The sequence below is a fragment of the Rhizobium sp. Root483D2 genome (genome assembly GCF_001426685.1).
GTDB lineage: Bacteria > Pseudomonadota > Alphaproteobacteria > Rhizobiales > Rhizobiaceae > Pararhizobium > Pararhizobium qamdonense.
The window spans coordinates 122,230-143,607 of the sequence record NZ_LMFB01000039.1; the positions used below are offsets into that span (position 1 = coordinate 122,230).

The window sequence follows — 21,378 nt, forward strand, 5'->3', positions numbered from 1 at the left end:
AAATATGCAAAAGTTTGCTGACTTATGCGCAAATAATATTGACTTCGAAATTAAACACTCATAACGTTACAGTCGGAGAGCGGCGGTGTCGCAGAGATTTCGGGCGGGGCGGGAACCCATCCGACCCGCAGCGGAGGAATTCAAAATGTCGGATTGGAAGCTGGCTTATCACGCCAATTGCTGGGGCATGCTTGGTGGCAATGCGCAGGGCGTGACCTCGATTACGGAGCTCACCTATCGCACATTCGGCGACATGGACCGCGCCTTCGACGACATTGCCGCGGCAGGATATGAAGGCGTCGAACTGTTCGATGGCAATCTGCTTGACTACAGCGCCGCCGACCTTCGCAACCTTCTCGCCAAAACCGGCCTTACGCTGGTGGCCGCCTATGCCGGCGGCAATTTCATCTTCGACGATATCCTGCCGGAAGAGCTGGCCCGGATTACCCGTGCCGCCGACCGCGCCGCCGAACTCGGTGCGCCGCATCTGGTCGTCGGGGGAGGCGCCAAACGTTTCGACGGTATCCGCGACGAGGACTATGTGAAGCTCGGTGCGGCCCTGGACAAGGTCAAGGCAATAGCCGAAGCCCGTGGGCTGCGCGGCCATTATCATCCGCATCTTTCGACGATCGTCGAAGGGCCAGACACGGTGGCCCAGATATTCGGCCTGACGTCGATCGATTTCTGCCCGGACACGGCGCACCTCGCGGCCGCCGGCGGCGATCCGGCGCGGCTTATTCGCGATCACGCGTCGCGCATTTCCTACGTTCACTTGAAGGGCCTCCAGACGGAACCGTTTGTTTTCACGCCGCTCGATCGCGGCGATGTGCCGACCGGTCCCATCCTTACCGCCCTGCGGGAGACGGGATTCAAGGGCTGGGTCTGCACCGAACTCGATGCATGGTCCGATCCCGCCGAAGGCGCCCGCATCAGCATGGATTATCTGAAACATGCCTGACGGCCTGGGTGACCTGAAATGGGCGTTACGGCCCGGCAATCTTCGAGGCAATGATGCCTCGACTTCTTGGGAGGAGAAGAACCATGATAACCAGACGAACCCTGCTTGCAACCAGCGCAGCCTTTGCACTGACACTGTCGATCGCCGCACCGGCGTTTGCCGATCCGGATGCTGCCCTTGCCAAGCTGCAGGAGACCGTTCTGTCGAAGGGGCCGAACGGCGAAGAGCCTGCCGCCGCTTCCTCGGTCACGTTGACCGATGAGGAACTGACCAAGATCAAGGGCATGAATGCCACGGCGGCCATCGTTATGCATTACGGCGGCAATGACTGGAGCCAGGCACAGATCAACGGATTGCAGACACAGTTCGCAGCCATGGGCATCAAGGTCATCGCCGTCACCGACGCCGGTTTCAAGCCTGAAAAACAGGTGGCGGACCTGGAAACCATCATGGCGCAGAAGCCCAGCATCATCGTGTCGATCCCGACTGATCCCGTTGCAACGGCTGTCGCCTACAAGGCGGCTGCCGACGCCGGCGTAAAACTGGTGTTCATGGACAACGTGCCGGCCGGCTTCACTGCCGGCAAGGAATACGTATCCTCCGTTTCGGCAGACAATTACGGCAACGGTGTCGCTTCAGCGCATTTGATGGCCAAAGCGCTCGGCGGCAAGGGCGAGATTGGTCTCGTCTTTCACGCCGCTGACTTCTTCGTCACTAAGCAGCGCTACGAGGCCTTCAAGGCAACTATCGCGTCGGACTACCCGGACATCAAGATCGTGGCCGAGCAGGGCATCGGCGGTCCGGATTTTTCCGGTGATGCCGACAAGGCGGCAAGCGCCATGCTGACCTCCAATCCCAATCTGAATGGGATCTGGGCTGTCTGGGACGTGCCGGCCGAGGGCGTGATTTCGGCGGCCCGCACCGCTGGCCGCGACGATCTCGTCATCACGACCATCGATCTCGGCGAAAACGTCGCGATCTCCATGGCCCAGGGCGGTTTTATCAAGGGTCTCGGTGCACAGCGCCCCTATTCACAGGGCGTGACCGAGGCGATGCTGGCAGGTTACGGTCTGCTCGGCAAAGAAGCCCCGGCGTTTGTGGCGTTGCCGGCGCTTCCCGTCACCAAGGAAACATTGGTCGAGGGATGGAAGGCCGTCTACAATACCGAACCGACGGCCAATGTGAAAACCAGCCTCGGACAGTAAGCCGGTTCCATCACCGCTTACCTTCTTGCGGGCGGCGTTTGCGCCGCCCGCCCTGGAAGGCCCACGGGCCTTTCCGAACAGATCGGGCCAGGGCCCCCCCTTCATTTGACGGAGAAAGACGATGACCAAAGTGATGAACGTCGCCATGATCGGTGGCGGCTTCATGGGCAAGGCGCATGCCATGGCCTATGCTTCCATGCCGATGTTCTTCTGGCCGGCGCCTGCCATTCCGCACCGCAAGGTCGTGGTGGACGTGACGGACGCGATGGCGGAAACTGCCCGCGACCGCTACGGCTTCGAGGAAGCGTCCAGTGACTGGCGCGCCGTCGTTGCCCGGCCGGATATCGACGTGATTGATATCTGCACACCCAACAATGTCCACGCCGAAATCGCCATTGCAGCAGCGCAAGCCGGCAAACACATCATCTGCGAAAAGCCGCTCGCCCGCACGGTCGAGGAAGCCCGCGCCATGGCCGCCGCCGTCAAGAAGGCCGGCGTGACCCACATGGTTGCCTTCAACTATCGCCGCACCCCGGCTGTTGCGCTTGCCAAGAAATACATCGAAGACGGCCGGATCGGCAAAATTCTCAATTTTCGCGGCACCTATCTGCAGGATTGGTCCGCCGACCCAGACGGCCCACTGTCATGGCGCTTCCAGAAGAAGATCGCCGGGTCCGGCACGGTCGGCGACATCGCCACCCATGTGGTCGATCTCGCGCATTATCTCGTGGGGCCGATCGAGACGGTGAATGCTATCACCACCACCTATAACAAGACGCGACCCTTGCAGCAGGGCGGGATCGACAAGCTGGGTGCGGCTGAAAAAGCATCCGGCGATGTCGAGCGCGGCGAGGTGGATGTGGACGATGAAGTCATCAGCATGCTGCGCTTCGAAAACGGCGCAATCGGCAGCCTCGAGGCGACACGCAACGCGTATGGCCGCAACAACTTCATCACGCTGGAGATCCATGGCACCAAGGGCTCGATCCACTTTAACTATGAGCGCCGTGACGAATTGCAGGTGATGTTTGCCGACGATCCGGCTGACAGTCGCGGCTTTCGCACGGTCTATACCGGTCCGGCGCACCCCTATGGTCACGGCCTCTGGCCCATCCCGGCGCTCGGCATAGGCTATTCCGAGACGAAGATTGTCGAGTGCTTCGATTTTTTCACGGCCATCAAGACGGGAAAACAGCCATCGCCGAATTTCGACGACGGTCTGTTGACGGAACTGGTCGCGGATGCCCTCATTCGCTCGGGAGAAACCGGAGCGTGGGAGCGCGTGGGCAGATGAGCACCGAAGCCGCAGCCGTCAGCATGCCCTTGACTGCAAGCGAGCCATTGGCCGTCAGCATGAAGGGAATTTCAAAGGCCTTTGGCGGTGTGCGGGCTTTGAACGATGTCAGTCTCGATATCCGGCAGGGCGAAGTTCACGCACTGCTAGGCGGCAACGGTGCGGGAAAATCCACTATACTCAAGGTGCTCAACGGCGTTCATAAGCCCGATTCTGGCACGATCACGGTCTGCGGCAACCTGCTGGAGGACGTGACGCCGGAGGCGGCGCGCGCGGCCGGCATTGCCATGAACTTTCAAGAGCTCAGCCTAATCCCGACGCTGACCGTAGCACAGAACGTGTTCCTGACGCGTGAAACCAGGGGCGGTCTGGGACTAATCGATGACCGGACGGCGGAGCGGCGCGCGGCCGAACTATTTGCGATGCTGGAGGTCGATGTCGATCCGAAAGCGCTGGTTGGCGATCTCGGCGCCGGACAGAAGCAACTGACCGAAATCGTCAAGGCGATCTCGCAGGATGCCCGCGTGCTGGTGCTCGACGAGCCCTCGACGGCGCTGGCCGTCAGCGACGTCGATCGCCTGTTCACATTCCTGCGCAAGCTGAAGGCAAAAGGCGTCGCCATCATCTACGTCTCGCACCGGATGGACGAGATCGCTCGCATCAGCGACCGGGCGACCATCCTGCGCGACGGTGCCCATGTCATTACGGCACCTCTGTCGGAGTTACCGATCGATACGATGATCGAGCACATCGTCGGCACGCGCTCAAAGGGCCTCTCCGATGTGGCGCGCGGCAATGCCGTCAAGGGCGAGGTTCTGGTGGAGCTGCGCAACGTCTCGGGCAAGTACAAGCCGGAGAACATATCCTTTGCGGTCCATCGCGGCGAGGTTGTCGGCCTTGCGGGCCTGCTCGGCTCCGGCCGGTCAGCGCTTGCGCGGCTGATCGCGGGGGTCGAGCCGGCAAAGTCCGGCGAGATCCTGATCAACGGCAAGCTTGTGGCGATCCACAAGCCCGGCGATGCGATCGCCGCCGGCGTGGCGCTGGTGCCGGAGGCGCGGGCAACGCAAGGGATTATTCCTGCTCATTCCGTCGCATCCAACATGACGCTTGCGGTTCTCGACAGCATTTCGGCGGCGGGTTTCGTCGATGCGGAAAGGGTCAGGTCCGTTACGGACGGAATGATCAAGAGATTGTCGGTTAAGACCGCGAGCCGCGACCATGCGGTCTCGACGCTCTCGGGTGGCAACCAACAGAAGGTGGTCATCGGCAAATGGCTCGCAACCGATCCCGATATCCTGGTGCTCGACGAGCCGACCGCTGGCATCGACATCGGTTCGAAATCCGAAATCATCAAGCTGGTGCGCGATCTGGCTGCGGCCGGCAAGGCGATCGTCTTCATTTCCTCGGAGTTGAGCGAACTGCTGACGGCCTGCGATCGCATCGTCGTCATGTCGGAAGGCCGCATGTTTGCCGATATCCCGCGTGACCGGCTCGATGATCCGGCCATCGATGCACACGACACGGCCCACCGTCTTCAGGCGGCCGAGCAACGCCTGCAGATCGAAATTCAGGAGGCCCTGAAGCAAGGGCAGAAGGTTTGACATGACGACCGCAAATCCAACGCTCGCTGAGAGCTTCAAGGCCAACTGGCGGCAATACATCATCTATATCGGCTTCGCGGTGATCTTCGTGATCTTCGCCCTGACTTTGGCCGACAAGGGCTTTCTCAACCCCAACAACCTGCTCAACATCGTCCGCCAGACAGCGATGATCGCCGTCATGGCCATTGCTATGACCTTCGTGCTGTCCGCCGGCGAAATCGATCTATCGGTTGGCGCGGTCGCAGGGCTCGCAACGGTTACCGTTGCCATGGCGATTGCGGTGGCCGGGCCGGTGGCCGGCGTCTTTGCGGGGCTTGCGACGGGCATTGCCGTCGGCATGTTCAACGGCTGGCTGACGACGCGCGTCGGCATACCGTCGTTTCTGACGACGCTGGCGATGATGGGCATCGCCAAGGGCGTAGCAATGTGGATTTCCAACACCGCTGCCGTCCCGATCCTCAGTCCCGGCTATTCCTGGCTGTTCGGCGGTGGATCGCTCTTCAAGGTTCCTGTGCTGTTATTCTGGATGGTTATCTTCGGCGCCATCGGTCACGTCGTCCTTCGCCGCACCAGCTTCGGCCGACGCGTTCTGGCGACCGGTGGCGGCGAAACGGCGGCGCGCTATTCCGGCATCGACACCAAGGCTATCAAATTCCGTGTGCTCGTCATTTCCTCGACCGCCGCAGCCTTCGCCGGCATGCTTTATGCGGGGCGGCTCCAGTCGGGACGGTTCCAACTGGGCGAGGGGGACGAACTGTCTGTGATCGCTGCCGCCGTTCTTGGCGGCACCAGCCTGTTCGGCGGCAAGGGCACGATCATCGGCACCATCGTCGGAGCCCTGATGATCGGCATGATCAACAACGGCCTGATCCTAATGGGGCTGGAATTCTCGCAGCAACTCATAGCACGCGGCGGAATCATCATCCTCGCCGTTGCCCTGTCGCAGAAGCGGAACTGAGCCATGTCCCCTGTAACGATTATCGGTACTGTCATCGCGAAGCCCGAAACGCGCGAGGAGTTGCAAACGCTCCTCGCGGCCCAGGTGGCACCGACGCGCGCCGAACCCGGTTGCATCAACTATGACTTCCATGTGGATGCGAACGACCCTTGCGTCTTCGTATTCTACGAGAACTGGCGCAGCCAGGCCGACCTCGATGCTCATATGACGATGCCCCATCTGCGGCCGCTCCTGAGCGCGATAGACAGGCTGCTCTCCAGCCCCGTCGAAATCCGCCATTTGCAAATGCTCAGCGGGACCAAGTAGGCGCATTGACGCAAGGCACCGATTGCGAGCGGCGTCGGTTCATCCTGGTTCCCTGTCGTGCGACATTGACGCGAGTATGACATGATGCTTGGTATCGCCTGATCGTACCAAAGGCGCAGCGGATGTGACGGAACGGGAAAACATAGCCAAGGCCAGGATCAAGGGCGCGCCAGAGGGCCCCTACGAGATTGCCGTCGAACAGGCGCGCGGCAGCCTCCAGAATCGTGACCTCAACCAGTTTCTCGACTTCGTCATCGCGCTTTACGACGAAAGCGCCAGAATCTTCGGATCGCGGGTCACGCAGCGGGACACGCGCATGGTCATCGATCTCATGCGCAGCCACTTTTCAGGCAGGCCCGTTACCAAGTCCTCTCTCGTCGCGTCATCCGGGCTGTCCTACGGAACGGCGATGCGGGCGATCGAGGGCATGCTCGAAAGCGGCCTGATCGTCACACGTCCGCGCACAGCCACAGGTCTGTCGTACTCGCTCCACCCGTCCGGCGACCTGATTTCCCGCTGGCATGCCTTCTCGCATCGTGGCGAGAAACTGCTGCGCGAGGCGACCGCCGCGACTGAACCGCTGCGCACGCCGGCCGGCCGCCGTCCCAAGCTGGATGTTCCCGCCAGCATCATCCCGCCGCCCGCGGTCCTGACGGAAACCCTGTCCCTGGGCAGAGGGCTGCGCATCCTCGTCCATGCCGACACGACGTTCATGGCGATGAGCGCTTTGAAGCGGCAATTCGAGCTCATTCTGGGCGTCCCCGTCGAGGCGCGCGCGCTGGGGATCGATCGCCTGCAAGAGGAAATCGTCGGCAACAGTCGGCGGTCGCAGTCGCGCTACGACATCATCGCATGCGATTTGCCCTGGTTCGGGGAGATGGCGCATCACGGCCGTCTCCTGCCCCTGGACAAGCTGATTCAGGAAAACCATTTGGATTGCAGCGATATCTACGCCGATGCGCTGGCGAGTTCGCGTCATAATGGCCAGCAATTCGGCATTCCCGTGCTGACGACGGGGGAGGTTTTGGCCTATCGGACGGATCTTCTGGCGGAACGGTCGATCGTCCCGCCGAGGACGTCCGATGAGGTGATCGCAGCGGGGCGGAAACTGCACGACCCGAAGCGGGGAGTTTCCGGCATAACCTGGAACGGCGGTCGTGGGACGGCGCTCGGGCACAGCTTCATCATGATGATGGGAGCCTTCGGCCGGCCGATCGTGGACCTTCGTCGTACTCAAGACGGCTTCGACGTCGCCGGCGCCCGAGGGGAAGATCTACGACCGACATTTCTGTCCGAAGAGGCCCGGCAGACCGCGGCCTACATGCAGGAGTTGATGGCATTTTCCCCGCCGAACGTTCTGGACGTGACGTGGTACGAGCGGGCGAGCACCTACGCCAACGGCCATGCAGCAATGGCCTATTCGCACTCGCTCCTCGCTCATCTCTACGAAACGGTGCCGCAATCGCCGGCCTATCGCAAAACCGGCTATCTGCCCCATCCGACCGGTCCCAACGGGCGGCCGATCGTTCCGGTCGGCGGGTATGCCCTGTCCATTCCTTCGAATGTCGCGCCAGCACGGATTCCATCCGTCTGGAAGGCGCTGATGACGTTGACCTCGGCGGAATCGGTCAAGCTCTACCTGCTGAACGGCAGCCTCGCCAGTTCGCGGGCGAGCGTCAGCCGCGATCCGGAGGTACAGGCCATCTCGCCCTATATCGGCACCATCGATGCCTACGCCGCCAAAGGATATCTGCGCATGTGGCCCCGTCCGCCCATTGCCGGTATTCCGGACGTCATTTCCATCGCGGGGGAGGAAGTCCATGATTTGCTCAATGGATGGAAATCCATGGAGGCAGCGTTGGTCCGCGCTCAGAACAGGGCAGATGCCATCATGCGGGAAAGAGGGCATTATTGATCCTTCCTCTCCGGAAGTCCCCAAAAACATCCAGAATGGATAAAACTCCGGCTGGTGCGATGATCAGCATCGATTAAGCTTTACCTCATCCAAACTGCTTCAGAGCAGACGCACGGGAGGTGCGGGGATCAGGAGGAAGATGGTGTCGCTGAGGACAATGAGCCCAAAGCCGGCACCGTAAATCTTCAACAAACATGTCTGCGCCGGGAGCGCAATTTGAATCGGGCCGCATGCGACGCCGGGTGAGCGCGCTGTCGTGTCGAGAGGAGTGAGATCAATGGCGTTCAAATACGCGTTCAACACCTGGGCGTATTCCAGTTTTCCGTGTTGGGTACCGTCGTATTCTATCGAGGAAACGATCCGCCGCATCGCCGGTTTCGGTTATGACGGCATTGAGATTGGCTGCGCGGCGCCACACGCATGGCCCGCCTATCTTTCGCCCAGTCATCGCCGCGACCTGAAATCTCTGATGGATGATCTCAATCTGAAGCCGGTCAGCCTGCTGCCGGCCCCTGGCGGCGGACCTGGCCACAACGTGGCATCGCTCATGCCGGAGGAGCGCAAGGCGACGATCGCGCATTACAAGGAGGTGGTAGACCTCGCCCATGATCTCGGCGCAGACCGCGTGCTTTACATCGCTGGATGGCGATCCTTCGGCACGGGTTATCAGCAAGCCTGGGACTGGAGCCTCGCGGCGCTCAGGGAAATTGCCGCCCATGCCCGGGAAAAGGGCGTCGGCATCAGCATCGAGCCGACATCGGCCGATTCCAATCTCATCGACACCCCCGGTCAGGCGCTGCTCTTGCGTGAGCAGGTCGGCTCCGACACGGTCAAGGTGATGTTCGACACCTACCACGCGCTCTACCGCAACGAGGTCAGTTCCGACTATGTGCACGAGATGGCGGGGCATCTGGACCATGTCCACTTTGCCGATATCGACCGTCTGGCGCCAGGCGAGGGCGTGGTCGATTGGGCCGGTGTGCTGGCAGCGCTGAAACAGATCGATTTCCAAGGATATCTGACGATGGAAATAGGCTTCAGCGGCCGGAATTTCGACCCCGATCGCGTGGCGCGCAGTGCGCTCTCCTACCTGAAGTCGGTCGAAGCCAGCCTGAAATAACAATCACTGAAATGACAATCAACGGGAGGAGGAAACCCACATGAAGACGAACAAGACACATATGCGACGACTGCAGGCGACATTATCCCTCATGGTGATGGCGACAGCATCGGGCGCCATGGCGGAATCAGTGCCGGTAGTGCAATGGGACCAGTTTTCCAATGCCGGCATCACGGCCGCGGGGCCAGCCATGGAGGAATTGATCAAGGTCTGCGAGGCGGCACTTCCGGACGTGAACATCGAGCGTACCGTGGTTCCGTCGATCGGCATACGCGAGAGCTATCGTCTCGCTGTTTCCGCAGACAAGACACCGGATCTCGGTTATACTTGGCCGGCAGCATCGGTTCTGGCGGGTTATGCCCGTACCGGAAAAGTGGCGCCACTCAACAGTTATTATGACAAATACGGCTGGGACAACGTCAACGCCTTCTATCGCGGCCGCAATTCCTATCAGGGCAAGCTCTACGCCGTTCCGATGGAACAGGACCTGATGGGTGTCTACTACAACAAGGCGATGTTTGCCGAACTCGGTCTCGAAGTCCCCAAGACCTACGCCGAATTCAAGACGGTCGTGGACAAGATCAAGGAAGCCGGCAAGATCCCGATCGCCTTCGGCAATCGCGACCGCTGGCCCGCTACCAACACGCTGAGCCTGATTCTCGGTCTGACGGCCGGCCGGGCGGAAGAGGAAAAAGTGTTCTTCGGCGAGGAACCCTGGACGAACCCCAAGTTCAAGCTGGCTGCGGAGACCTTCCAGCAATGGGGCAAGGATGGATATTTCCCCAAGGGCTTCAACGGCATCGGTTATGATGAGGCCAATGCGCTTTTCCTCGGCGGGCGTGCCGCGATGAATATCACCGGGACGTGGGTATTGCAGGACATGGCGCGGGGCGCCAAATTCGATCTCGGCGTGTTCATGTTGCCGCCGATCTCCGACGGCGTCCCCCCCGGCACGATGTGGGGCGAAGGGTCTCAGTGGCAGGTTTCCGCAGCGGCGAGCGATGCCGCCAAGGATGCCGCAGCCAGCTACATCAACTGCCTGACCTCCAAGGAAAACCGCAAGACATGGGTGGAGAAGGGTTATCTTGTTCCGATCGGCACGACGGCCGAAGACCTGAAAGCCTGGGATACACTGCCGGTCGTCAAGGATTTTTATGCGGAAGGCCTGAAAACCCCGGATACGAATTTCTACGACCTGCACACCACCGTGCCGGAAAGCGTGACTCAGGTCCTCTATCCGGAATTGCAGAAGCTCGCGAGCGGTGACGAGACGCCGGACTCTTTCCTCGCGGCCATTCAGGCATCGTGGCAGGCAGCAATTGCCAATGGCGAGCGCTGGGTGCCTTAACCCGTCACCCGGATCCATATGGGATGGTGGCGGTTTTCCCCTGCCATCCCCAACCTTGGGACAAGTTCATGTACAACAGCCGCCAAGCCCTGCTGTTCGTGCTGCCGGCCTTGCTGCTCTATGTAGCTTTTGTCGCGGTGCCAATCCTGCAGGTCGCAGCCTACAGCGTGTTTTCTTGGGACAACGGGTCGATCAAGGCCTTCAGCGGCCTTGCGAATTATCAGCGTCTGACGTCGGACGGCGTGTTCTGGACGGCGCTCGGGCACAACGCGATCTGGGCGATTCTGACGCTCTGTTTCCCGCTGTTGATCGGTCTCGTCCTCGCCTCCATACTCGCTGAACGGTCGCCGCGAACCATCCGGCTTATGAGTGCGCTTTACTTTCTGCCGCGCACCATTCCGCTTGTCGTTGCCGGCATCATCTGGGGCTGGATTTACAATCCTATCTTCGGCCTTTTGAATTATGTTCTCGATCTGATCGGCCTCGGCTCGCTGGGCGGCGCATGGCTCGCGGAATCCGGCTCTGCGCTCCTGTCTCTCAATGCGGCCGGTGCCTGGACATTTTACGGATTCTGCGTGCTGATCTATCTGTCGGCCATCCAGTCTATCGATCCCTCGCTTTACGAGGCGGCCTCGCTCGATGGGGCCGGCTGGGGACAGCGGTTTCGGTTCATCACCGTGCCGCTCCTGAAAAGCACCACGCTCTTTCTGGGCCTCTATGCGGCAATCGAAGCCATGCGCTTCTTCGACCTGGTCTGGGTCACCACGCAGGGGGGGCCGGGCTACGACACCGAAGTCCTCACCACGCACATTTACAAGACCTTCTTCCTTGTCGGCGACTTCGGCTACGCGGCGGCCCTTTCGGTCGTGCTGCTTGTCATCGTGCTCACCATCGGCGGGCTGAGCTACCGCATCCTGAGGCAGTCATGACCAGAACATCCCGCTTCTTCCAGCACGCCGTGCTTCTAATCTTCGCGCTTTATGCGCTGGTTCCCGTTTATCTGGTGGTGCTGGCCTCTCTGCGCAGCGAAGCCGATCTGTTTTCCGGACCGCTTACACTGCCGTGGCCTATCGATATCGGCAACTTACGTCGTGTCTGGTTCGAAAGCGGCTTTTCGCAGTTTTTCGTCAATAGCCTGATGATCAGCACCGGCTCGACCCTGCTCGTCATGCTAACGGCGCCGCTGGCCGGCTTCGCCTTCGCAAAACTGAAATTTCCGGGCAAGGAAATCCTGTTCGGTTTGTTTCTGGCAGGCCTTGTCGTCCCCGCTCCCTCGGTGATCGTGGCACTGTACGGCGATCTGCAGCTGCTCGGTCTTCTGAATACGCGGGTCGGCGTGATCCTCCCCCAGGCAGCGCTCCTTCTCCCGTTTTCCATCTTCATGATGCGCACGGTCATGGAGGATTTGCCCGACGATCTTCTGGAGGCCGCAACAATCGATGGCGCAACGCTTTTCGAGACTTTTACGAAAGTGGTTGTTCCTATTGTCAAACCGGGCCTCCTGTCGCTTGCATTGATCACGTTTTTGTTTTCCTGGCAGGAATATCTGCTGCCGCTGGTCGTCATACAGGACGAGACCCTCAAACCGCTGACGGTGGGGGCTGCAACCCTGCAGGGGCGCTACGGCGTCGATTACGGCGGGATCGCGGCTGCGGGGATCATCGCCTTCGCGCCGATCGTCGTCCTGTTCCTTGTCCTGCAACGCTCTTTTGTCCGCGGCCTGACGGCCGGTGCCGTGAAGTAAACCTTATCAAGCTGGAGTATCGCCATGAAAGCCGTTTTTCTCCCCGGCAACAAGCGCGTCGAAATTCGCGCTGTCGAAGTCCCCAAGCCGCGGCAGGACGAGGTCCTGGTCCAGGTCAAGGCATCCTGCATATGCCGCAGCGATCTCAGTCTCTACTACGGCAATGCCGTGGTCGGGGGCGAGGCAGCGGGGCGCTGTGTCACGGGTCATGAACCATCCGGCATCATCGTCGAGGTCGGCTCGGCCGTCCGTCAGTTCAAGAAGGACGACCGGGTCGCCATCCATCTCGCCATTGGCTGCAGCGTGTGCAGCCATTGCCGGGCGGGCCACTTTCATCTCTGCTCTGAATGGAAATGTATCGGCTTCACTGCCGATGGAGGCAATGCGGAATACATCGCCGTTCCGGAGCGCAATCTGCTGAGACTGCCCGACACGATGTCCTACGTCGCCGGCGCGATTTCCACGGACGCCTTCGGCACGCTTTGTAGCGCGGCGCGAAAGCTCGGCATCGACGGTCTTTCCACCGTGGGGATCTGGGGGCTCGGCCCGATGGGCTCGGCGGGCGTGCTTGCCGCAAAGGCATTGGGCGGACAGGTCGTTGCCCTCGATCCGATAGAAGAGCGCCGGGACTTCGCACGCAGCCTTGGCGCCGATCTCGTCCTCGACCCCCTGGACAGAACTTCATTCGAGCAATTGATGGACTTTTCCGGCGGAAAGGGCGTGACCGCGGCCATCGATTGCTCAGGCAACGGCATGGCGCAGAATATGGCGCTCGATGCTGCTGCGCCCTTCGCGAAGGTCGCTTTCGTCGGGGAGAGCCTTGAGGCAACGATCCGGCCGAGCGATCAGTTGATTCGCAAGCAGGTGACGCTGATGGGTTCTTGGTATTTCGGCGTGGCCGAATACGAGGACATCCTGCGCATCGTTGACGTCGGCAATATCGATCTGGAAAAACTCGCAACCCATACCTTCCCGCTTGACGAGGCGGAAACGGCGTTCCGGCTGTTCGACGAACGCAAGACGGAAAAGGCAGTCTTCGTTTTTTGACGATGATCGGTAAACGGAAATAGAAGCGCGGACGGGAGCAGGCATATGGCAACGGTAAGTTTTCAAGGAACCCGCAAGGCGTTCGGCGCCCATGAGGTATTGAAAGGTGTCTCCCTTGATGTGGCGGACGGTGAATTCGTTATTCTCGTCGGGCCATCCGGATGTGGAAAATCGACGCTGCTGCGCATGCTGGCGGGTCTCGAACAGGCAACCGGCGGCGATATCCGGATCGATGGAAAAAGCGTGATCGGCATTGCACCGAAAGAGCGGGACATCGCCATGGTCTTTCAGACATATGCTCTTTATCCGCATATGACCGTCGCCGAAAATATGGGATTTTCACTACGGCTCGCAAAAGCGCCCAAAGCGGAAGCAGACCAAAGGATCAGCGCGGCTGCGACCTTGCTGAACCTTGATACGTTATTGGACCGCTATCCCAAGCAGCTTTCAGGCGGGCAGCGCCAACGTGTTGCCATGGGCCGTGCGATCGTCCGCGATCCGAAGGTGTTTCTCTTTGATGAGCCGCTCTCGAACCTTGACGCCAAGCTGCGGGTGCAGATGCGCGCCGAGATCAAGGCTCTGCACCAGCGACTACGCACGACCAGCATCTATGTTACCCATGACCAGGTCGAGGCCATGACCATGGCGGACCGTATCGTTGTGATGAACGGCGGCATCATTGAACAGGTCGGCACACCGCTCGATCTCTACGACAGTCCCGCCAACCTTTTCGTCGCCGGCTTCATTGGTTCGCCGTCCATGAACTTCATCGATGGAAAGTTAGAACGGCAGGACGCAATAGTCATGTTTAGAGCAAACGGCGGCTTCGCGTTGCCGATAACGGTCGAGGCCGCGGGGTCAGCACGGGAGGGGCAAGCCGTTGTCTATGGCGTGCGCCCGGAACACATCGATTTCACGGGTCGTGACAGCAGCGGTGACTTTGCGCCCGTTGTATCGGTCGTGGAGCCGATGGGATCGGAAACTCTGATTCTTGCAGATTATCCCGGAGGCAAAATGACGGTCTCCTATCGGGGACGTGGAGTTTTCAATCCCGGCGACAGGCTTCCGCTGACGATTGATGCATCTCGCATCCACCTGTTCGATCGTGCCAGCGGACGCAACTTACGCTATAACGGCCAGCATTGAAATTTAAATCAAATCAGTTCTTAGCGGAGATCAGCACACAGAGGTCCAATCCCATCAAGGCGAAGACGATTGACGTCCAGGCAGATGCGGAGATTGTTTCCGCATCTGCCTGGACGATTTGGATCAGCTGTTCATCGGACCAGCTATGCAGCTTCCCAAACCTGATTGAGGATTTTCGCCGCAAGCGCCGCCTTGTCCTGCGGCAGGAATCGGCCGTAATGCTGCTGAACGACATCCGGTGTGTCCTGGATGGCATAGCTGGCCTGCTCGTAGGATCCGGTCTGCTTGAGGATATGCGTTGCCAGAATATCCCGAAGATTATGCGGTCCGTGCGGGAGCAATCCCTTGATCGCGCCGCGGCCGGTGTAAGGGTTGTAGATTCCATAGCGTTGGATAACGGTTCGCCAAGCTTCATAGAATTTGGTGGAATCGTATGCCGCGTCCAGACTGGTTGTCTTCACCGTCTTGACGAACAGGGTGCCGGGATCGTTTGCCGGACCGAGCAGCACACTGCGATGGCGATCGATATAGGCTTCGAGGTGTTTGTAGAGGTCGAGCAGATCCGGCAGGATCAGCCGGAACGGCTTTTGTCCGAAGAAGGATGAGGCTGAGTTCTTGAAGGCGACTGACGGGATGAGCACCTCCCATCCGCTCTCTCGATCGCTCCAGCGCAGTTCGCCGCATTTCAGGTCTTCCAGCCGCCGCTCCGATGTCGGAAAATGCCCGCGCGGGCACAAGCGAAGCTGGCGAAGATTCTTTTGTCGAAGGCCAAGATGCAGGCCGAGGCGCAGCAAAAGGAAAGAGCGTACCGCTTCGGCTGCTGCTCGAGGATAACGATGTTCATCCGGCATGCGCTTCAAGATCTCATCTGTGATCTTGCGATACTCCGACAGTGGGCTGTCTGCCTCAAGGACCACCATGATCGGCTCGAACGGATCGCGATGCACGCGCATGACACGCTGGATTTCCTTCGAGCGATTGGCCGCATGCCGGTGGAATGCGTCGCAGGCGCTGTGCCAGTCGCGCGCCGCAAAGTCTATCTCCTCTGGCGCGATCAGCCCTTCGATTGGCTGAACCTTCTTCAACAATTCCGGATGCTGACGGATCCAGCCGACTTCGGCGCGGGTTAGCGCCATTGCCACCATCAGCATGTCTTCTTCCCATTTGGTATAGAAGCCACGCCGCTGCTCGCGCCATTGCAGGTACCAATCCCACACACCTGGGAAGATCAGCAGGCCAAAGGTCAGTTGGCTGAGAGGAACGCCGCGCCCTTTGACAATGCCAGCGGGCGAGGCGGCGAGCGCACCGAACATCAGCCCGAGATGCTCTACCTTCTGCGATGCCGTTTCCTCGCCCCATACCCCGTTGCGTTGAAATCCAATTGCCGTCAGCGTCGATGTCTTGAAGCGGATCAGATCGGCCATCTCCATAGCCAACCGCCCTGGCGCATCGACGACGCCGGACAGGAGATCAGGATCTTCAATGGCCTCGGGATTGTGGCTCGTGCTGTCCGGGTTCATTTGTGGTCGTGGAGACAGGGTGCCTCCGCCATAGGTGACGCCTGGAAACCGAATTGCATAACGCTGTTTTATTGCCGCCGCCTGGTAGCGACGATAGTCGGTTGAGCCCGAGATGATTGCCCTGCGCACCCATTCGATGATTTCCTCCCGCTTGAGGAATGGCAGGCTGCTGAAATCGTCCGGCAGATGCCAAGCGAGCCGTCGCCGTTCCGCAGCACTGATGTCACCCATATCATGGCCGTAAAGGGAACGGGATTGGTGCGGCAACTTCGCCTGGAAATAGCCTGGCGCCAGTCGAAATCGCCGCTCGATGCGTGACAGGATCTCGCAACTCGCCACAGATCTCGGCACACGTTCACCCTGTATCCAAGACAGTAGCGTCTTGCTGTCGAAAGTTTCGTGCAACCGGACTACGGCGCGATATAGTTGCCAGTAGCTGTCCCCGAACCTCCGCATGTGATAGATGAGGGCATCCTGAAAATTCGGCGGATCGTCGGTCGCGTCGAACAGGGGCTCAGGAAACTCACTGATCGGTTTCGCTGCGGGGCCGCGTCGCGTGGACGTGTTGCGGGCAAAAACGCCGTCCGCCGCTGCGCGTTGCGGTTTCCTGGTGGAAGGAGCAGTTACTTCTGATTTGCCTGACCGAGCGGCCTGCCTCGTTGTCCGTACGTCTTCGGCAATTGGCGGTGCTCCAAGCCATCTGATGATTGCATCCAGTCCCAAGCGGAGTTGTTTTTTCAGCTCGGGCGTCAATTCGTCTTCGATCCCGCAAGCCTTCCCGAGCGTTGTCCAGTCGATGCGGCCATTGAGGCGAGGTGGCAACTTTCGATAGATGACCAAGCTTATCAAATATGGGCGGATGGTTTCGAGAACTTTTTTTGATGTGATCGGGGCAATGCGTACCTCGCAGAATTGGGATATTTTGCGTTGAAAATTGCTGGATAAAAGATCGTGTTTTGGCATGCTCATTCCATTTCTCCTGGCGCCAGTGCCGAGGGCGGGCGGGAATAGGAGCAGACGTTTAACAAATGGTTTTGAGGCAGCTGCAAGAAATTGCCCCAAGTCTTCAAGAGCAATTCATAGTCTGGAGAATTGGCGAAGATAGCCCTCTAGACTATGGCCGCTGTCATTCATTTGCATTATAGTCTCAGCCAAAATGGAGATCGATATGGCTGCAAATGCACTGGTACAAACTCGTATTGATGCCGAGGTTCGGGATCGTGCATCCGTAGTGCTTGGAAATATGGGACTGACCGTATCGGACGCGGTCCGTATCTTACTCACCCGGACTGCCAACGAGGGTGTGCTCCCGCTGGAGCTTCTTTCAGGCAGCGAGGCCCATGACGCTTGGTTTCGTGCCAAGGTACTTCAAGCGCTGAACGATACTCGACCGGACGTCTCGGATGAGGAAGTCGAGGTTCATTTCGCTGAACGCCGAGCCGCAGCCCGTCTCAACGCGGGTGAGCGCAAATCGTGAGGCTTACCTGGTCTGCGTTCGCGTTATCGGATCGCGATGCCATCTTTACGTACATAGAATCCGAAAATCCGTCAGCGGCCATTCTGGTCGATGAGCGCATTGTTGCTGCGGTCCGCCGGTTGGTAGACTTCCCCGCAAGCGGTCGTGTAGGCAGAATTGCCGGCACCCGCGAACTGGTTATTAACGGCACGCCGTACGTCGCGGCGTATGCAATTACCGAAACTACGGTCCGTATTCTTCGCGTGCTTCACGGTGCGCAGGAATGGCCAGACACTTCGCCCGCGAGCTAGACTTTGTTCTCGGTACTGAGAAACACCAGGTCGGTGATTCGAACTGGTTCGAGGCGAGAGAAATTGTTGCCGAGCGCGAGTTTAGAAAAGCGGCGCTACGATTCCATGCCTCACGATTAGGGTCGTTTAATAACTCTGGTTACTAATCGACTTGACGCGATCCAGAAACCACCGCCCAGCCGGCCCCGGCAAAGTGTTGGTTGGATAGATCGCCTGAAACGGCATGATCCCGGCGGCCGGTCCTTCCAAGATGATCGCGACGAGCCGTTTGTAGGCAAGATCATCCTTGACCATCCACAGGGGCATATGTCCCCAGCCGAGGCCCGCGCGTAGCAGCGCATGCTTGGCGCCCAAATCCGCCAGCCGCCAGATGTTCTTGCCCTGAACGCCGTAGTCCGTCCCTTGAGTAATCGCCGAGCGATCGGTCAATACGAGCTGGGTTTCGTCTGTGATATCCCGAAGCCGAATCGGCTGGTCAAGGCCAGCAAGGCGGGATGCGGGAGCGGTCACAGTGACAAGCGGCTCGCTAAGCAAATGTTCTGTCGAAAGCGTCGGCGGCGGGAAGGGGAGGGTGCCGGTAATCCCGAGACTGCAGCGTCCGTCCAACACGGTCTGGGAGACGGCACCCAGCGCTTCGACATGTAGGCGTAGTGGGGTCGACGGGAATTCCAGCTTGAACCCTGACAAAACCTTTGTGAGGAGGCTGTGCGGGAACATGACATCGACAACGATCGACAGTTCCGGCTCAAGCCCGGCCGAAAGGCTTTTGGCCTTGGCTTTCATCTTGTCGGCTTCAAGGACAACGCGCCGCGCATTTTCCAGGAGATTGACACCCTGCTGTGTTAATTCAGGATAGCGGCCGATGCGCTCGAAAAGCCTGACACCAAGCTGCCCTTCAAGATTTGCAATGCTTTGACTGACGACCGATTGGGCGCGGCCGATCGCTCGCCCACCTGCCGAGAAGCTGCCGGCATCGGCGGCTGCGACGAACGTCCGCAGGTGATCGAGAGAAACGCCGTCTAGCATGTATCCGCTTTCCAGATAGGTCCTATCCGATGATATAGGCTACAGCTCTTGTTCTGCAATTTCTATCTTTCGTCACGAAAGGAGACATTGCGATGGCTCAGCACGTTTTCATCATCGGCGCGACCGGATTTGTCGGTGGCGCAATTGCCCGCCATTTCGTTTCGCGTCGTTTCCGGGTCACGGGTTTGGTGCGCAGCGGCGAGGCCGCAGGGCGTCTGCGTGCTGCCGGCATGGCAGTGCAAATCGGCGACCTGGCCGAGCGCTTGCTGGCGGTCACCGAATTCGCCAGACAGGCGGATGTCGTCGTCTTCGCGGCGCAGGTTTCGCCTCAGGTCGAGCTCGAAGCTGTTAAGGCATTGCTGGATACGCTGAAGGACAGTGGCAAGACCTTGGTTTTCCTGTCCGGCTCCGGTGTGCTTTGCCAGCGCACGGAAGGGGCGTGGAGCTCTGAAAGTTTCGGCGAGTACGATGCGTTCGCACCAGAACCGTTGGCCGCCGCCCGCGTCGATGCAGAGAACCTGGTTCGCGCAGCCTCATCCCACGGCATCCTTGGCATCGTCATGCGACCGCCGCTCATCTGGGGACCGAACGATCATGGCCACGTCTCGATGGTCTATCGTTCGGTCGCTGCGACAGGTGCTGCCTGCTACATCGGCGACGGCCTTGCCACCTATTCGAACGTCCATGTCGACGACATCGCCCGGCTGTTCGAACTTGCTGTGACCAAAGGCAAAGCCGGCGCCATCTATCATGCCGCTTCAGGCGAAATCCCCAATCGCTGGATAGCAGAAGCAGTTGCCCGCGACCTTGGCTGTGAGACCCGCAGTGTCTCCATGTCCGAAGCTGCAAATATCTGGGGCGACTTTGGCGCGCTGATCATGAGTGTCTCAAGCCGGGTGCGCGATGCGCAAACGCGCAAGGCCCTCGGCTGGTCGCCGCGCCATACGGACATGTTGTCCGAAATCGGCGAGCCGCGCCTGCGTGCGCTTGCCACACCATCAAACTTAAAAGGAACAAAACAATGAGCACACACGAAGGAAAAATCGCGATCGTCACCGGCGGCAAGCAGGGGATCGGCCGCGGCGTTGCCGATCTGCTCGCCAAGCGCGGTGCAAAGGTCGTTCTCGTCAACCGTGAAAAGGCGTCAGATGCCGCGTCGTCGATCGGCAATAACGCGATCGCCATCGCAGCCGATGTCACGCAGCAGGCAGACTGGGCAAACGTCGCGAAAGAAGTCGAGGCAACGTTCGGCCGGGCCGATATTCTCGTCCATGCCGCAGGCATCTATCCGATGGCGAGCCTGGATCAGATGACCCCCGAAGAATGGCGCAAGGTCATGGCGATCAATCTGGACGCTCACCTGCTTGGCGCTCGCGCCATCGTGCCCCTGATGCGCAAGGCTGGCGGTGGTTCGATCGTCGCGATCGGCTCCGATGCCGTTGGCATGGTCACGCCGCCCGGCATGGGCTTCTCGCATTACATGGCATCGAAGATGGGTGTCATCGGCCTTGTCCGCGCGCTGGCAAACGAGCTTGCCACCGACAACATCATCGTCAACGCCGTTCATCCCGGCATCACTGATACGGAAGGTGCGAGCGGCATGCCCAATGAGCAGAAAGCACAGGTCTACATGCAGCAGGCGATCAAGCGTCTTGGGACGCCGGCCGATATCGCCGGGCCCGTCGCCTTCCTTACCAGCGACGATGCCCGCTTCGTCACCGGCCAGACGCTCGTGGTGGACGGCGGTTGGATGCGGCTCTAGGAGCCTGGCATCCTGCATGAGCTAAGGTAGCGAGCGATACCGCATCAATAATTGATGCGGTATCGTTGCTTCGGAGTTGGTGAAGTGCGCAGGGCTCAGACCCGCGCCATGTCCGAGTCGACTGCTACGCTAGCTCCATTTCAATGACTTTGGATCACGGGAGGATGCCAGCCGGTTCGTCAAGAGAAGCCGGCCATATAGATAAACCGGCCCTCATTGTCCGGGCGAACAAAATTATATCCAGTTGCGGCCTTTGTGCCATCCGGCTTATGCATTGCCCAGATGGCAAGCAGTTCGTCATGGTGGACAAAGATCTTCTCGGTGCTGAAATATGTCCCAGGCATCATCTTTTGAAAATTCTCGATATGAGCGATCAACCCAGCCCGAGTTTCGCCTTGTCCGCTTGGGTTGGTGAAAACCATATCGTCGGAGACGCTGTGTTCGAGAAGCTGCTTGCGTTCATCGTCGGCAATGTCGCTGTACGCGGCAAGATACGCGGTCCAGTTTTGCTCGAGTGTCTGTGTGTCCATGAATTGAGCCTTACTTAGTTCGGTCTGGTGACCCGTTGCGCACTGCTTGGGCGAAGCGTTGACGTCGGAATGCTTTTGAGAATAAGTGGCAATCATCACACGGTCGATAATCAAAGCCCCGAAACAAATTA

General features: G+C 59.5%; 21 protein-coding genes. 17 read left to right on the top strand and 4 right to left on the bottom strand.

The genetic code is table 11. From position 1 onward, the window contains the following. Positions 1-145 precede the first annotated feature (145 nt). The 7 genes from ASD32_RS24405 to ASD32_RS24435 all read left to right on the top strand — a co-directional run bounded on the left by ASD32_RS24405 (position 146) and on the right by ASD32_RS24435 (position 8,237). On the top strand, positions 146-958 hold the full coding sequence (locus ASD32_RS24405; protein WP_060640627.1) for a sugar phosphate isomerase/epimerase family protein: 813 nt from the start codon (positions 146-148) through the stop codon (positions 956-958). Positions 959-1,041: 83 nt separating this feature from the next. Next, complete coding sequence (locus ASD32_RS24410; protein WP_060640628.1) at positions 1,042-2,163, top strand: substrate-binding domain-containing protein; 1,122 nt, start codon at positions 1,042-1,044, stop codon at positions 2,161-2,163. A 121-nt stretch (positions 2,164-2,284) separates the two neighbouring features. Further along, positions 2,285-3,457 (top strand): Gfo/Idh/MocA family oxidoreductase, encoded by a 1,173-nt coding sequence (locus ASD32_RS24415; protein WP_060640629.1) that lies wholly within the window; start codon positions 2,285-2,287, stop codon positions 3,455-3,457. Further along, positions 3,454-5,058, top strand: coding sequence for a sugar ABC transporter ATP-binding protein (locus ASD32_RS24420; RefSeq protein WP_244490257.1), 1,605 nt, complete (start codon positions 3,454-3,456; stop codon positions 5,056-5,058). Before ASD32_RS24415 ends, ASD32_RS24420 begins: the two co-directional genes overlap by 4 nt. Position 5,059: 1 nt before the next feature. After that, positions 5,060-6,016 carry an ABC transporter permease gene (locus tag ASD32_RS24425; RefSeq protein WP_060640630.1) on the top strand — a complete coding sequence of 319 codons (957 nt, stop codon included), beginning with the start codon at positions 5,060-5,062 and terminating at the stop codon, positions 6,014-6,016. Between the two features lie 3 nt (positions 6,017-6,019). After that, complete coding sequence (locus ASD32_RS24430; RefSeq protein ID WP_060640631.1) at positions 6,020-6,322, top strand: putative quinol monooxygenase; 303 nt, start codon at positions 6,020-6,022, stop codon at positions 6,320-6,322. 124 nt (positions 6,323-6,446) lie between these two features. Further along, complete coding sequence (locus ASD32_RS24435; protein ID WP_060640632.1) at positions 6,447-8,237, top strand: extracellular solute-binding protein; 1,791 nt, start codon at positions 6,447-6,449, stop codon at positions 8,235-8,237. 99 nt (positions 8,238-8,336) lie between these two features. Here the strand turns inward: ASD32_RS24435 and ASD32_RS30485 are convergent, their stop codons facing one another. Further along, entirely contained in the window at positions 8,337-8,606 is a 270-nt protein-coding gene (locus tag ASD32_RS30485; RefSeq protein WP_210171117.1) for a hypothetical protein, read from the bottom strand. Between ASD32_RS30485 and ASD32_RS24445 the strand changes: the two genes are divergently transcribed. The 6 genes from ASD32_RS24445 (at position 8,515) to ugpC (ending at position 14,642) form a co-directional block, all read left to right on the top strand. Then, complete coding sequence (locus ASD32_RS24445) at positions 8,515-9,357, top strand: sugar phosphate isomerase/epimerase (protein WP_060640634.1); 843 nt, start codon at positions 8,515-8,517, stop codon at positions 9,355-9,357. The two genes, ASD32_RS30485 and ASD32_RS24445, sit on opposite strands and share 92 nt — an antisense overlap. A 40-nt stretch (positions 9,358-9,397) precedes the next feature. Next, positions 9,398-10,705: an extracellular solute-binding protein gene (locus ASD32_RS24450; RefSeq protein WP_060640635.1), complete on the top strand. Its 1,308-nt coding sequence runs from the start codon at positions 9,398-9,400 to the stop codon at positions 10,703-10,705. 68 nt (positions 10,706-10,773) lie between these two features. Then, a complete protein-coding gene (locus ASD32_RS24455) occupies positions 10,774-11,634 on the top strand; it encodes a sugar ABC transporter permease (protein ID WP_060640636.1) in 861 nt (286 codons plus the stop codon). Then, a complete protein-coding gene (locus ASD32_RS24460) occupies positions 11,631-12,449 on the top strand; it encodes a carbohydrate ABC transporter permease (RefSeq protein WP_060640637.1) in 819 nt (272 codons plus the stop codon). The genes ASD32_RS24455 and ASD32_RS24460 overlap by 4 nt, the downstream gene beginning before the upstream one ends. Positions 12,450-12,473: 24 nt before the next feature. Continuing rightward, positions 12,474-13,496 carry an alcohol dehydrogenase catalytic domain-containing protein gene (locus tag ASD32_RS24465; protein WP_200953643.1) on the top strand — a complete coding sequence of 341 codons (1,023 nt, stop codon included), beginning with the start codon at positions 12,474-12,476 and terminating at the stop codon, positions 13,494-13,496. A 45-nt stretch (positions 13,497-13,541) separates the two neighbouring features. Continuing rightward, on the top strand, positions 13,542-14,642 hold the full coding sequence (ugpC, locus tag ASD32_RS24470) for a sn-glycerol-3-phosphate ABC transporter ATP-binding protein UgpC (RefSeq protein WP_060640639.1): 1,101 nt from the start codon (positions 13,542-13,544) through the stop codon (positions 14,640-14,642). Between the two features lie 143 nt (positions 14,643-14,785). Here ugpC and ASD32_RS24475 read toward each other — a convergent pair whose 3' ends face one another. Beyond that, positions 14,786-17,125, bottom strand: coding sequence for a hypothetical protein (locus ASD32_RS24475; RefSeq protein ID WP_200953648.1), 2,340 nt, complete (start codon positions 17,123-17,125; stop codon positions 14,786-14,788). Positions 17,126-17,330: 205 nt separating this feature from the next. Here ASD32_RS24475 and ASD32_RS24480 point away from each other — a divergent pair, with 205 nt between their 5' ends. Then, the gene (locus ASD32_RS24480) at positions 17,331-17,639 is read left to right on the top strand and encodes a type II toxin-antitoxin system RelB/DinJ family antitoxin (RefSeq protein WP_060640641.1); all 309 of its coding nucleotides are present in this window, start codon (positions 17,331-17,333) and stop codon (positions 17,637-17,639) included. Continuing rightward, positions 17,636-17,929, top strand: coding sequence for a type II toxin-antitoxin system mRNA interferase toxin, RelE/StbE family (locus tag ASD32_RS24485; RefSeq protein ID WP_060640642.1), 294 nt, complete (start codon positions 17,636-17,638; stop codon positions 17,927-17,929). The genes ASD32_RS24480 and ASD32_RS24485 overlap by 4 nt, the downstream gene beginning before the upstream one ends. A gap of 126 nt (positions 17,930-18,055) precedes the next feature. On the opposite strand, the gene ASD32_RS24490 is transcribed toward ASD32_RS24485, so the two are convergent. Then, entirely contained in the window at positions 18,056-18,955 is a 900-nt protein-coding gene (locus ASD32_RS24490) for a LysR family transcriptional regulator (protein ID WP_060640643.1), read from the bottom strand. Positions 18,956-19,047: 92 nt separating this feature from the next. Here ASD32_RS24490 and ASD32_RS24495 point away from each other — a divergent pair, with 92 nt between their 5' ends. Further along, positions 19,048-19,980, top strand: coding sequence for an NAD-dependent epimerase/dehydratase family protein (locus ASD32_RS24495; protein ID WP_060640644.1), 933 nt, complete (start codon positions 19,048-19,050; stop codon positions 19,978-19,980). After that, positions 19,977-20,717: an SDR family NAD(P)-dependent oxidoreductase gene (locus tag ASD32_RS24500; protein WP_060640645.1), complete on the top strand. Its 741-nt coding sequence runs from the start codon at positions 19,977-19,979 to the stop codon at positions 20,715-20,717. The genes ASD32_RS24495 and ASD32_RS24500 overlap by 4 nt, the downstream gene beginning before the upstream one ends. A gap of 179 nt (positions 20,718-20,896) precedes the next feature. On the opposite strand, the gene ASD32_RS24505 is transcribed toward ASD32_RS24500, so the two are convergent. After that, positions 20,897-21,247 carry a nuclear transport factor 2 family protein gene (locus ASD32_RS24505; protein WP_060640646.1) on the bottom strand — a complete coding sequence of 117 codons (351 nt, stop codon included), beginning with the start codon at positions 21,245-21,247 and terminating at the stop codon, positions 20,897-20,899. Positions 21,248-21,378 lie beyond the last annotated feature (131 nt).